This window comes from Methylobacterium sp. Leaf456 (assembly GCF_001425465.1).
In the GTDB taxonomy this organism is placed as follows: domain Bacteria; phylum Pseudomonadota; class Alphaproteobacteria; order Rhizobiales; family Beijerinckiaceae; genus Methylobacterium.
In genome coordinates, this window is record NZ_LMQV01000042.1 from 252,334 (window position 1) to 264,492 (window position 12,159).

General features: G+C 70.9%; 12 protein-coding genes. 7 read left to right on the plus strand and 5 right to left on the minus strand.

The window, feature by feature from the left end; all coding sequences use genetic code 11:
* Window positions 1-42: 42 nt before the first annotated feature.
* Window positions 43-1,329, minus strand: a complete 1,287-nt coding sequence (locus tag ASG52_RS21360) for a FliO/MopB family protein (RefSeq protein WP_056247535.1) — start codon at window positions 1,327-1,329, stop codon at window positions 43-45.
* A gap of 271 nt (window positions 1,330-1,600) precedes the next feature.
* Between ASG52_RS21360 and flgB the strand changes: the two genes are divergently transcribed.
* The 7 genes from flgB to cckA all read left to right on the plus strand — a co-directional run bounded on the left by flgB (window position 1,601) and on the right by cckA (window position 7,967).
* Entirely contained in the window at window positions 1,601-2,023 is a 423-nt protein-coding gene (gene flgB, locus ASG52_RS21365; RefSeq protein ID WP_056247536.1) for a flagellar basal body rod protein FlgB, read from the plus strand.
* Window positions 2,024-2,038: 15 nt separating this feature from the next.
* Window positions 2,039-2,449, plus strand: a complete 411-nt coding sequence (flgC, locus tag ASG52_RS21370) for a flagellar basal body rod protein FlgC (RefSeq protein WP_056247540.1) — start codon at window positions 2,039-2,041, stop codon at window positions 2,447-2,449.
* A 2-nt stretch (window positions 2,450-2,451) separates the two neighbouring features.
* Window positions 2,452-2,760, plus strand: a complete 309-nt coding sequence (gene fliE / locus ASG52_RS21375; protein WP_056247542.1) for a flagellar hook-basal body complex protein FliE — start codon at window positions 2,452-2,454, stop codon at window positions 2,758-2,760.
* 246 nt (window positions 2,761-3,006) lie between these two features.
* Window positions 3,007-3,273 carry a flagellar biosynthesis protein FliQ gene (gene fliQ / locus ASG52_RS21380; protein WP_056247544.1) on the plus strand — a complete coding sequence of 89 codons (267 nt, stop codon included), beginning with the start codon at window positions 3,007-3,009 and terminating at the stop codon, window positions 3,271-3,273.
* A gap of 33 nt (window positions 3,274-3,306) precedes the next feature.
* Window positions 3,307-4,083: a flagellar biosynthetic protein FliR gene (gene fliR / locus ASG52_RS21385; protein ID WP_056247546.1), complete on the plus strand. Its 777-nt coding sequence runs from the start codon at window positions 3,307-3,309 to the stop codon at window positions 4,081-4,083.
* A 12-nt stretch (window positions 4,084-4,095) separates the two neighbouring features.
* On the plus strand, window positions 4,096-5,163 hold the full coding sequence (flhB, locus tag ASG52_RS21390) for a flagellar biosynthesis protein FlhB (protein ID WP_056247548.1): 1,068 nt from the start codon (window positions 4,096-4,098) through the stop codon (window positions 5,161-5,163).
* Window positions 5,164-5,288: 125 nt separating this feature from the next.
* A complete protein-coding gene (gene cckA, locus ASG52_RS21395) occupies window positions 5,289-7,967 on the plus strand; it encodes a cell cycle histidine kinase CckA (RefSeq protein WP_056247550.1) in 2,679 nt (892 codons plus the stop codon).
* Between the two features lie 435 nt (window positions 7,968-8,402).
* On the opposite strand, the gene glpX is transcribed toward cckA, so the two are convergent.
* From glpX to ASG52_RS21420, 4 genes are all read right to left on the minus strand, one after another.
* A complete protein-coding gene (gene glpX, locus ASG52_RS21405) occupies window positions 8,403-9,401 on the minus strand; it encodes a class II fructose-bisphosphatase (RefSeq protein ID WP_056247553.1) in 999 nt (332 codons plus the stop codon).
* Window positions 9,402-9,532: 131 nt separating this feature from the next.
* On the minus strand, window positions 9,533-10,852 hold the full coding sequence (locus tag ASG52_RS21410) for a homoserine dehydrogenase (protein WP_056247555.1): 1,320 nt from the start codon (window positions 10,850-10,852) through the stop codon (window positions 9,533-9,535).
* Between the two features lie 282 nt (window positions 10,853-11,134).
* Window positions 11,135-11,509 carry a TIGR02300 family protein gene (locus tag ASG52_RS21415; protein ID WP_082552670.1) on the minus strand — a complete coding sequence of 125 codons (375 nt, stop codon included), beginning with the start codon at window positions 11,507-11,509 and terminating at the stop codon, window positions 11,135-11,137.
* Window positions 11,510-11,768: 259 nt separating this feature from the next.
* Window positions 11,769-12,074, minus strand: a complete 306-nt coding sequence (locus ASG52_RS21420) for a hypothetical protein (RefSeq protein ID WP_286159127.1) — start codon at window positions 12,072-12,074, stop codon at window positions 11,769-11,771.
* Window positions 12,075-12,159: the final 85 nt, after the last annotated feature.

Below are 12,159 nucleotides of genomic sequence, written 5' to 3' on the forward strand. Positions count from 1 at the left end.
CCCCACCCCGAACCCCTCCCCACAAGGGGGAGGGGACAGACGCTATCCCTTGTTGTTGTCGAGCGGGCGCCCGAGCAGGCGGGCGAACTCGGCTTCGATCTCCTCGACCGAGAACGGATTCTGCGTCGTGGTCTCGGCGGCGGGAGCCTCCGGCTTCGCGGTCTCGGGCTTTGCCGGCTTGGGCGGGGCCGGCGGGGGGGCGGGCTTCGCCTCCGGCGCAGGCTTGGGGGCGGGTTTGGGCGCGGCCTCGGCGGGTTTGGCCGGGGCCGGCGCAGGTTGGGGCGGTGCCGGCGGCGGGGGCGGGGGCGGGGGCGGCACCACGGTCACGGGGGCGGGATCGGCCAGCGCGGTCAGGGCTGGGATGGATTTGGCGGCGGCCTCGACCTTTGCCTCGGGCGCGGGCTTCGCATCTACGGCCGGCTTGGCTGGAACGGGCTTGGCGGGTGCAGGCGCCTTCGGGGCCGGCGCCGGCTCGGCCTGGGCGGCGGCCATCGCGGCGGCGAGCGGGTCGGGGCGCAGGTCGGGGGCGGGCGGCAGGGGCGGGGATTCGGGCCCGCCCGGCGGCGGCGTCACCGCGGAGGAGGGGCGCTTGAGCGCGACCTGAAGCTGGCGCGCCATGTCCGACAGCACCGCCGGATCGACCGGTCGCGGCCCGCGCCCGGCGATCACCGGCGGCGTCTCCGGCACCGGCTCGGAGGCTGGCGGCGGGGCAGGAGCAGGGACCGGCGCGGGCTCGGGCGGGGTGTCGGCGAGCGGGGGCGCGGTACGCCGGATCAGGCGGCTGACCGGCGAGGCGGGCCGGGAGCGGGCCGGCGCGGCGGCGGGCGCCACGACCTCCGGCTCGAACAGTCCGGGATCGAGCGGCGGCGTGCGCTCGGGGTGCGGCGGCTCGGCGCCGGGCATGGCGGGCGGCACGATTTCCGGCATCGCGAAGGCGGGCGGGGCCGGGCTGTCGAGGAAACGTTCGGTCCGGGCGCCGTCGTGGGCGGGATCGGCGGTCTGGTCGGGCTCGGGGGCGTAGCGGGCGCCCGCGCCGCGCTGGATGTTGCGCTCGATCACCACGTCGTTCGGGCCGCCGACGAGGAGCAGGTGCTCGACATTGTCCCGGCGCAGCAGGATGAGCTGCCGCTGCCGGTCGAGCTCGTAGATGTCGACGATGCCGAGCCGCGGCTGGCGCCCGCGCCCGTTCGCGCCCGCCGTCAGCGATCGGCCGCGCCCGGAAAAACGCCGGAACAGCAGCACCGCCCCGATCAGCAGAACCAGGATGACGAGGAAGATCACCAGGAACTGCACGACGAACGAACCGTCGGAACTGAAGAACGCTTGCAAGACCCGTGTCTTTCGCAGTCGGGGCCCCATTCGGGCCCGCTCTTGAGACCGCGCGATTATCGCTGCGGGGCGATGGCACCGCAACAAATCCGAATCGTTCGTTAACAGGCCCGTGCGCCGCGTCCTGCCCCGTTTCGGTACGAAAGCCGCGGCGACCGGGCAGGATTTGCCGAGTTAACGCGTCCTTAACCATGGCGGCGGCATTTTCTGCCGGGTCCGCCGCCTTCGTTCCCACACCGGAGACGGCCGGATTTCTCGGCAAGGTCTTCCCATGTCCCTCACCGACCTGCCCATCCTCGGCATGCTGCGCACCCGGATGCACTGGCATCAGGCCCGCCAGGCGCTGCTCGCCGAGAACGTCGCCAACGCCGACCTGCCGAATTTTCGGCCCCGCGATCTGGCCGAGCCCGCCGGCAACGGCCCTGCCGCCGGACTTGCGGCGCCTTTGGGCGCTTCGGTTGGCGGTGACGGGCTCGCCCGCACCGAGCCGGCCCATTTCGGGCTCTCGACGGAAGGCGGGCCCAACGCCGACCCCCGCCGCTTCAAGGGCTTCGAGGTGCGCCCCTCGGGCAACGGCGTGAACCTTGAGGAGGAGATGATGAAGGCCGGCGACAACCAGTCGGACTATCAGCTCGTCGCCTCGCTCTACCAGAAGAGCCTCGACGCCCTGAAGATCGCCGTCGGCAAGCGCTGAGCGAGGAGCTGAGCCATGGACTTCCTGAAGAGCCTCGGCATCGCCGCCTCCGGTCTCAAGGCGCAGTCCGGGCGGATGCGCATCATCGCCGAGAACATCGCCAACGCGGATTCCACCGCGAGCACCGCGGGCGGCGAGCCCTACCGCCGCAAGATCCCGACCTTCTCCAGCCGCCTCGACCGCGAGCTGAACGCCCACGTCGTCGAGGCCGGCCGCGTGCGGCGCGATCCGTCGCCCTTCCGCACCAAGTACGACCCCGGCAACCCGGCGGCCGACGCCCGCGGCGAGGTGCGCCTGCCCAACGTCAACGGGCTGATCGAGAACATGGACATGCGCGAGGCCCAGCGCTCCTACGAGGCCAACCTCAACATGGTCACCGCGACGCGGCGGATGATCTCCAAGACCCTCGAGATCCTGAAGGCCTGACCATGCCGAGTTCCGCCTTCGCCGCGGGCGCCTACGCCGCCGCCCAGGGCATCAGCCGTCCGACGGGTCCGAAACCGGTCCAGGCGACGGGGGCCTCCGGCTTCTCCGGCCTGCTGCAGCAGACCCTCGACGGCGTGGCGCAATCCGGCGAGAAGGCCGACCGCGCCGCCCTCTCGGCAGCATCGGGCAAGGCCAACGTGGTCGATGTCGTCACCGCGGTGGCCGAGAGCGAGACCGCGCTCCAGACGCTGGTCGCCGTGCGCGACCGGGTGATCTCGGCCTACGAAGAGATCATGCGGATGCCGATCTAGTTTTTTGTTTCTTGTCCCCCTCTCCCCGCACGCGGGGAGAGGCCTGCATGTACCTCGTCGTCCATGCAGGAAGCGGAGGCGAAGCTGCAGCGGCGGTGAAGGGGCGTATCCGGTCCTGCCTCACCTTGAAACGCCCCCTCACCATCGGCTGCCGCCTCGCTTCGGCGACGACGAGGTCGCCGAAGCCCTCTCCCCGCACGGCGGGGAGAGGGAACTCACAGCCCAGAGACGGGACATCCAAGAAACATGACCGGCCTCGCCATCCTCGACGTCGCCCGCGACGGCATCTTCGTCTTCCTCAAGGTGGCCGGGCCGCTGATGCTGGTCGCGCTGCTGGTCGGCCTCGTGGTGTCGCTGTTCCAGGCGCTGACGCAGATCCAGGAGCAGACCCTGATCTACGTGCCCAAGATCGTCACCGTGTTCGGCGTGCTGCTGCTGATGCTGCCGTTCATGGGCGATGCCATGGCGGCCTACATGGCCCGCATCGCCGCCCGCATCGCCGCGGGTGGATGATGCGCGCCCCGCCGCGGTGTAGAAGCGGCCAGAATGCCCGCTTCGCTCAACCTGCTGCTGCCGGGGCTCGCCGCGGCCTACCTCCTCACCTTCGCCCGCGTCGGCACGCTGATCATGCTGATGCCGGGAGTGGGCGAGCAGCTCGTCTCGGCGCGCGTCCGGCTGGCGCTCGCGCTCCTCGTCACGCTGGTGCTGTTTCCCGTGGTGCGGCCGATGCTGCCCGCCGTGAACGGCACGCTCGCCCCGCCGGTGCTGATCGGGCTCTTGTTCAGCGAGATCCTGATCGGGCTGATGCTTGGCCTGTGCGTGCGCATGATCCTCGCAGCGCTGACGACGGCGGGCAACGTCATCTCGCAGCAGCTCGGCCTGTCCTACGCCATGACGGTGGACCCGACGATGGGCGGGCAGCAGGCCGCCATCGGCAACTTTTTGTCCTTGCTCGGCATCACGCTGGTGATGGCGACGGACCTGCATCACCTCGCGCTGGAGGGCATCGCCCGCAGCTACGTCGTGCTGCCGCCGACCGGGCTGCCGGCGCTGGGGGACGCGGCCAAGCTCGCGCTCGATGCGTTTGCCCGCAGCTTCGCGCTGGGCGTGCGGATCGCCGGCCCCTTCATCGTCTTCGCGATCCTGTTCAATCTCGGGCTCGGCGTGCTGTCGCGGCTGATGCCGCAATTGCAGGTGTTCTTCCTCGCGGTGCCGGCCTCGGTGATCATCGGAATGCTGCTGCTCGCGGGCGCGCTGGGGCTGCTCATGAGCCTGTTTCTGGACGATCTCGGCCGCTATCTCGGCCAGCTCGTCGGCCGATGAGGCGCTAGAGCCGTGGCCGAGGAAACCGACCAGGAAGACAAGACCGAAGAACCGACCTTCCGCCGCATCGAGCAGGCGATCGAGCGCGGCGACGTTCCGAACTCATCCGAAATCTACACCTTCTTCATCCTGGCGGCGCTGACGCTGGCGCTGATCGTCTCGGCCAAGCCCATCGCGGAGGGCCTGTCGCGCGACATGCGCGGCTTCCTCCTGCATGCCGGCGAGGTGCCGGCCGATCCCGGCACGTTCCTAGGCGTCGCCATGCGCGCGGCCTGGATCGGACTGAAGGCGCTCGCGATCCCGCTCGGCCTCGCCGTGGTGGCGGCGCTGGCCGCGGGCTTCCTGCAGCACCGGCCGATCCTGACGGCGCAGAGCCTGATGCCGCAATTCTCGCGCATCTCGCCGATGGCCGGGATGAAGCGACTGTTCGGGATGGAGGCCTGGGTCAACTTCGGCAAGGGACTCGCAAAACTCATCCTCGTCGGCGTGGTGGCCGGCGCGATCCTGTGGGCCGAGCACGACCGGGTGGAATCCTTCGCGCAGCTGGAGCCCGGCGCCGCGCTCGCCGCCACCCTCACGCTCGCCGTCAAGATGATGGGCGGGATGCTGGCGATCTACGCGGCGATCGCGCTCGCCGACGCGCTCTACCAGCGTCACCGCTGGCGGGCGCGCCTGCGCATGTCCAAGGAGGAGATGAAGCAGGAGCACAAGGAGAGCGAGGGCAGCCCCGAGGTGAAGGCCCGCCAGCGCCAGCTGCGCCAGGCCAAGGTGAAGAAGCGGATGATGGCCGCCGTGCCCACTGCCACCGTGATCGTGACGAACCCGACCCACTTCGCCGTGGCGCTCCGCTACGAGGCCGGCATGGGGGCGCCGATTTGCGTCGCCAAGGGCGTCGACTCCCTGGCCTTGCGCATCCGCGCGGTCGCCAAGGACCACGACGTGCCCGTGCTGGAGAACCCGCCGCTGGCGCGTGCCCTCTACGCCACCGTCGAGGTCGATGACGAGATCCCGGCCGAGCATTATCGCGCGGTTGCGGAGGTGATCGGTTTCGTGCTTCGCCTGCGCCGCCGCGCGGCATAAGGAGGCACCTCGTCCCGAGACGGCGAAGTCCCTCAAATGCCACGGTTTATGCACCTTTGTCCGGATAGGATGCCCGCGAAGGCGTCAGCCCGGAAGGTGGGTGACGCGGGGATGGGTAGGGCCTGATGGCTGAGGTCAGCGGACCAGCGGTGCCGGCGTCGGGCTCGATCGACCGCTCGGAGCGCCCCGGCCGGGTCGGGCTGCTGCTGATGCTGGCCGGCCTCCTCGTGGGGGCCGCCGTCGGCCTGTCGTTCGTGGCCAACGAGCAGGCCCAGCCGCTCATCCTCGGCCTGCTGGCGCTGCTCGCCATGGCCGGCGTGTTCTTCCTGTTCGCGCTCGCCATCGGGGCGATCCAGCTCGCCGGCCCGGCCTCCCGCGACGACATCACCCGCGCGATCACCGACGCGGCGCCCGAGGGCAAGCTCGTCGTCGAGGACGGCGGGCGGATGATCTACGCCAACGAAGCCTATATGCGGCTGGCCGGCGGCGACAGCTTTTCCAACCTCCGCTCGATCGAGCGGATTTTCGTGGGCGCCCCCGAGGTGTCGGAAGCGGTCTACCGCCTCGCCCAGGCCGCCCGCGACGAGCGCGCCTACACGGAAGAGATCCGCATGTCGCCGCCGCCCGGCGGCGCGGCCGAGCGCGACTTCGCGTGGTACCGCATCGCCGTGCGGCCGATCCCGCGCCCCCGCGGCGCGGCGGCGCTCTGGACGGTGAGCGACATCACCCACGAGCGCGAGCGCCAGGAGAACGTCTTCCAGGAGCTCCAGCACGCGATCGACTATCTCGACCACGCCCCGGCGGGCTTCCTGTCGATCGATGCCGCGGGCGCGATCGTCTACATGAACGCCACGCTCGCCTCCTGGCTCGGCTACGACCTCGCCACCGTCGGCTCGGGCGGGCTCAAGCTTCTCGAGATCGCGCCGGGCGCCGACGTGCTGTCCGCCGCCCCCGGCCTGCCCGGCGAGGTGCGCACCGACCGCTTCGACATCGACCTGCGCCGCCGCAACGGCCAGCCGCTGCCGACCCGGCTCTATCACCGCGTCGCCTACGGCCAGGACGGGGCGCCCGGCCCGTCCCGCACCTTCGTGCTCAACCGCTCGGCGGGCTCGGATTCCGACGAGCCGCAGCGGGCGGCGGAGGTGCGGCTCGCCCGCTTCCTCAACACCAGCCCGATCGCCATCGCGACGCTCGACGGCGACGGCCGCGTCATCCGCGCCAACGCCTCGTTCGTGCGCCTGTTCTCCGGCATGCCGCGCCAGCCCTCGGCCGAGGCCGGCCGCGACGCGCCCGAGCCGATGATGCGCGAGGCCGTGCTGGAGCGCGACCGCCACGCGATCGAGGCGGCGCTGGCGCGGGCCGCCAACGGCTTCGGCGGGCTCGACCCGATCGAGATCGGGCTCCTGGGCGAGGGCGAGCGCTCGGCCCGCGTGTGGATGAGCCCGGCCGACGCCGACGGGACGCAGCGCGCCGAAACCGACGCCGACCGCGAGCGGGTGATCCTCTACGCGCTGGACACCACGGCCCAGCGTCAGCTCGAGCAGCAGATCGCCCAGACCCAGAAGATGGACACGGTGGGCCAGCTCGCGGGCGGCATCGCCCACGACTTCAACAACGTGCTCCAGGCGATCATCGGCTACTCGGATCTCCTGCTCGCGAGCCACCGGCCGACCGACCACGCCTTCCAGGACATCATGCAGATCAAGCAGAACGCGAACCGGGCCGCGTCGCTCGTTCGTCAGCTGCTGGCCTTCTCCCGCCGCCAGACCCTGCGGCCGGAGGTGATGGATGTCGGCGAGGCCCTGTCCGACCTGACGCTGCTGTTGAAGCGGCTGCTGGGCGAGCGGGTGCAGCTCGATTTCCGCCACGGCCGCGAGATCTGGCCGATCAAGGCCGACGTGAACCAGTTCGAGCAGGTCATCGTGAACCTCGCGGTCAACGCCCGCGATGCCATGCCCGGCGGCGGGCGCCTGTCGATCCGCACCACCAATTGCGCGGTCGATGCCGAGCGCCCCGTCGGCATCCCGGCGGGCGACCACGTGATGATCGAGGTCACCGACACCGGCGAGGGCATTCCCCCGGCGGTGCTGCAAAAAATCTTCGAGCCGTTCTTCACCACGAAGGAGATCGGCAAGGGCACGGGGCTCGGGCTCTCGACGGTGTTCGGCATCGTCAACCAGTCGGGCGGCGCCATCGACGTGCAATCGACGGTGGGGGAGGGCACGACGTTCCGCATCTACCTGCCGCGCCACGAGCCGAGCACCGAGACCCTGCCGGAGCCCGAGCCGGTCGCGGCGCTGCCCCGCCCCGAGCGCACCTCCGAGCCGAGCGAGGCGACGCCGACCGTCGGCGAGCCGGGCGCGCTGGAAGCCAAATCCGAGCCGAAGCCGGCCCCCAAGCCGGAGCCGCAAAAGCCCGCCGCCGACCATACCGGCCAGGGCACGGTGCTGCTGGTCGAGGACGAGGACCCGGTCCGCGCGGTCAATTCCCGCGCGCTCTCGGCCCGCGGCTACACGGTGCTGGAAGCGGCCTCCGGCGTCGAGGCCCTGCGGTTGATCGAGGAGCATGCCGACGGCATCGACGTCGTCGTCTCCGACGTGGTGATGCCCGAGATGGACGGCCCGACCCTGCTGCGCGAGTTGCGCAAGCACCGCCCCGACCTGAAGGTGATCTTCGTCTCGGGCTACGCCGAGGACGCCTTCCGCAAGAACCTCCCCGAGGGCGAGGCCTTCAACTTCCTGCCCAAGCCCTTCAGCCTGAAGCAGCTGGTGGAGACGGTGAAGACGACGATGGCGGCGGGGTAGGGGAGGGCGCCTCGGCTCGCTCGCCGGGACCGTCGTTGCCGCCTCACCCCGTCATTGCGACGCGAAGCCGAAGCAATCCAGTGCTCCGCACTCGACGAAAGCGTCGCTCGGAGCCCGTCCGACCACCTTCATCCTATCGGACCCTCTCATCCTGAGGTGCTGCGAAGCAGCCTCGAAGGAGGGCTCCAGCCAGCTGCGCGATCCCTGGAGCCCTCCTTCGAGGCTCCGCTTCGCTCTGCAACACCGGAGGAGGGTGAGGATTGGGATCATCGCAGCATCACACCGGTTCGATCTCGAAGAGTCGAGTCGAACAGGCCCTTGGTGGCCGTGCTGTCGCTGCGGTCTCGCCAATTCCGAAAAGGTCGCGCCCTGGATCGCTTCGGCCCCACCTCGCGATGACGGTGCGGGTCATCCGAGGCGTCTGAGCCGCGCCGCTCAGCTGTGCGGAGAAACCTCCGGCCGGCGGTGCTCGCTGGCGATGCGGCGGACCGTGCCGGTGTTGGAGCGGTAGACCACCGTTTCGGTCTCGATCCGGCCGGGGCGGAAGCGCACGCCCGAGAGCAGCGCCCCTGTGGTCACGCCCGTTGCCGCGACGATCACGTCGCCGCGGGCCATGTCGTGCATGTCGTATTTCCGGCCCGGGTCGGTGATGCCCATCTTGGCCGCCCGCGCCCGCTTGTCGGCGGAATCGAGGATCAGCCGGCCCTGCATCTGGCCGCCGATGCAGCGGAGCGCCGAGGCCGCGATCACGCCCTCGGGCGCGGCGCCCGTGCCCATGTAGATGTCGACGCCGGTCTCGTCCGGCTTGGTGCAGTGGATGATCGCGGCGATGTCGCCGTCCGAGATCAGGCGGATGCCCGCCCCCGTGGCCCGCACGGCGGCGATCAGGTCCATGTGCCGGGGCCGGTCGAGGATGATCGCGGTGAGGCCGGACGGCTCGACGCCCTTGGCGCGGGCGAGCGAGGCGATGTTCTGGGCCGGGCTCCAATCGAGATCGACGGTGCCGGGCGGGTAGCCGGGGCCGATGGCGATCTTCTGCATGTAGACGTCGGGTGCCGCCAGCAGCGTGCCGCGCTCGGCCAAGGCCATCACCGCGATGGCGCCGGGCATGTCCTTGGCGCAGAGCGTCGTGCCCTCCAGCGGATCGACGGCGATGTCGACCGCCGGGCCGGAGCCGTTGCCAACCTGCTCGCCGATGAACAGCATCGGCGCCTCGTCGCGCTCGCCCTCGCCGATCACCACCGTGCCCTCGACCGCGAGGGCCATCAGCTCGGCCCGCATGGCATCGACGGCGGCTTGGTCCGCCTCCTTCTCGCGGCCCTGGCCGCGCAGGCGCGCGGCGGCGATGGCCGCGGATTCGGTGACGCGCACGAGTTCGAGGGTCAGGCCCCGCGCGGTGGGATCGCTGAAGATTCCGGTATCGGCCGCCGCCATCGCCCTTGAGTCCCTCGTCCCGGAAAGCCCGACCTTCCGTCGGTGCCTAACACATGCCGTGCACGAGAGTTCATGCCGCAGGCTTCGTCCGCCGAAAAGCCCGGCACGATGGTGCAGGGACGGCGTCCCCGCTATTCGCGCTCGATGCGGATGAGCTGGGGGGCTTCCGCCAGCAAACCGTCCCGGTCGATGGCGGCGAGCGCCTCGCGCACGGTCCCCTCGGTCGCCGCGTAGGTGATCAGCACCAGCGGCACCGGCTGGCCCGACTGGCCCCTCGGATCGCTCGACGCGGCCTTGGCGGAGCGGCGCTGGACGATGCTCTCGATCGAGATGCCGGCCTCGGCCATGCGGGTGGCCACGCCCGCGGCGACGCCGGTGCGGTCGTGGACGGTGAGCCGGATGTAGTAGCCGCCCTCGTGGCGCTGCATCTCGACCCGCCGGGGGGGCGAGAGCGCGGCGACCGGACGGCCGAAGGTCGGGCGGCGCACGCCCGCGGCCACGTCGGCGATGTCGGCGACGACGGCCGAGGCCGTGGCCTTGCCGCCCGCGCCGGGGCCGATCAGGGTGAGTTCGCCGACCGCGTCGGCATCGACCGTGACGGCGTTGGTCACGCCCATCACCTGGGCAATGGCGGACGACTTCGCCACCATGGTCGGATGGACGCGCTGCTCGATGCCGGCCTCGGTCGCCTGGGCGACGCCGAGCAGCTTGATGCGGTAGCCGAGCTCGTCCGCCATGGCGAGGTCGAGCGGCTGGATCGCGGAAATCCCCTCGACCGAGACGCCGTCGGCGTCGATCTCGACCCCGAAGGCGAGGCTCGTCAGGATCGCGAGCTTGTGGGCGGTGTCGAAGCCCTCGACGTCGAAGGTCGGGTCGGCCTCCGCGTAGCCGAGCGCCTGCGCGTCCTTGAGGCAGGCCTCGAACGTCAGCCCCTCGGCTTCCATTCGGCTGAGGATGTAGTTGCAGGTGCCGTTAAGGATTCCGTAGACGCGGGCGACCGCGTTGCCGGCGAGCCCCTCGCGGATCGCCTTGATCACCGGGATGCCGCCCGCGACCGAGGCCTCGTAGGCCAGCGCCACGCCCCGCTCTTCCGCGGCCTTGGCCAGCGCCGCGCCGTGGCGGGCGAGCAGCGCCTTGTTGGCGGTCACGACATGCTTGCCCGACGCGATGGCCGCCTCGACCGCCGCCTTGGCCGGCCCTTCGGCCCCGCCGACGAGTTCCACGAACACGTCGATGTCGTCGGACTGCGCTAGCGCCACCGGATCGTCGAACCACGTGAACCCGGAAAGGTCGAGGCCGCGGTCGCGGGACTTGTCACGGGCCGAGACCGCGGTGACGACGACGCTGCGGCCGGAGGCTTCCAGCGCCTCGGCGCGGCGCGCCACCATCCCCACCACGGCGGCGCCGACGGTGCCGAGACCGGCGATGCCGAGGCGAAGGGGCTGGGTCATGGGCGTGCCGTCTTGCGTGGATTCGGGTGTGCGGCCCGGACGGCGGAGCGGCTCTCAAGGGCCTCCGGGCGGGAGGCCGGCGGGAGGCACGAAGGCGCGTCCGGAACGGCGCGCACTTCTGCAACGATTTCGGCAGGGGCGCAAGGAAACCGGGGCCGCCGGGGCGGGCCGTGGAGCGACGCCCGTCGCCGATGCGAGGGTAAGTCGATCCCGCTTCACCGTCATTCCGGGGCGCGAAGCGAACCCGGAATGACGGTGGAGGATTGGAAAGCGAGGCGGGCCTCAGCCCTCCTCGTCGTTGTCCGAATCGTTGTCTATCAGGTCGGAGACGTCGTCGTCGCCGTCTTCCTCTTCCAGGAAGGTGTCGTCGTCGCCGCCCGAGCTGGCCTCGTCGCCGCTCTCGTCGTCCACGCTGATGTCGTCGGAATCGTCGTTCGTCTCGGCCTCATCCAGGGAGACGATCTCCGGGCCGGCCTTCTCCTCTTCCTCCTCGTCTTCGTCAGCGGCGCGGCTGGCGATCGGCGGGGCGACGCGGCTGGTGGCGACCTGGTAGATCGTGCCGCATTTCGGGCAGGTCGCCGGATCGCGGTCGAGATCGTAGAACTTGGCACCGCAATTCATGCACTGGCGCTTGACGCCGAGTTCCGGTCTAGCCACGGCAGCGAACCTCTGGGCAGTATGTCGAAGGGGGGCGAGGAGAAGCGGCCCCGTTAGTCGCAGCCTCCGCCCATGTCAAATGGGTGCGCGGCGCGGGCCCATCCGGAAAAAAGCAAGGCGCGCCATCACGGTGGATGAGCGCGCCTCTCAGGTGGTTCCGGGTCTCAGGAAGGAACTGGGGCGAGCGTTACTGCATCGTCCCGGCCGTCGCTGTGCTCGATGCGCCACAGCCTCACAGACCGCTGCCGTCACCGATCCGTCACAGAGCGGTCGCCTGCAGCGAGGCCGTCAGCCGCGGCGCCTGCGTCATGCCCCGCACGCGTGCGCGGTGGGACCACGTGCCCTGGCGCCGATCGACCGCGACGCGCAGGAGGCGGGCGAGCAGCGTGTTTCCGGCCGAGTGGCCGCGCCCGAATTCGTGGAGGAGCGCTTCGAGGGCGACGATGCGCTCGCTCGGGCGGGCGTAGGCCGCCTCCAGCTCGCCCAAGGCTTCGCGGATGTGCGCGGCGAGCGCCGGATCGGCGGTCGCGGCGGCTTCATCGACCTTGCGGAGGCAACGGCGCACGGGCGTCATGGCGGGCGAACATAAACTTATGTTGGCCTCTGTCGAGTCGCCCCCGCGCGTTGCCCCCATGCGCGGGTCGGCGCAT

Coding starts and splice junctions, on each gene's coding strand:
- fliE (WP_056247542.1), top strand. CDS start 2,452: ATGCCGAGTTCCGCCTTCGCCGCGGGCGCCTACGCCGCCGCCCAGGGC.
- flgB (WP_056247536.1), top strand. CDS start 1,601: ATGTCCCTCACCGACCTGCCCATCCTCGGCATGCTGCGCACCCGGATG.
- fliR (WP_056247546.1), top strand. CDS start 3,307: ATGCCCGCTTCGCTCAACCTGCTGCTGCCGGGGCTCGCCGCGGCCTAC.
- flgC (WP_056247540.1), top strand. CDS start 2,039: ATGGACTTCCTGAAGAGCCTCGGCATCGCCGCCTCCGGTCTCAAGGCG.
- cckA (WP_056247550.1), top strand. CDS start 5,289: ATGGCTGAGGTCAGCGGACCAGCGGTGCCGGCGTCGGGCTCGATCGAC.
- ASG52_RS21410 (WP_056247555.1), bottom strand. CDS start 10,852: ATGACCCAGCCCCTTCGCCTCGGCATCGCCGGTCTCGGCACCGTCGGC.
- glpX (WP_056247553.1), bottom strand. CDS start 9,401: ATGGCGGCGGCCGATACCGGAATCTTCAGCGATCCCACCGCGCGGGGC.
- fliQ (WP_056247544.1), top strand. CDS start 3,007: ATGACCGGCCTCGCCATCCTCGACGTCGCCCGCGACGGCATCTTCGTC.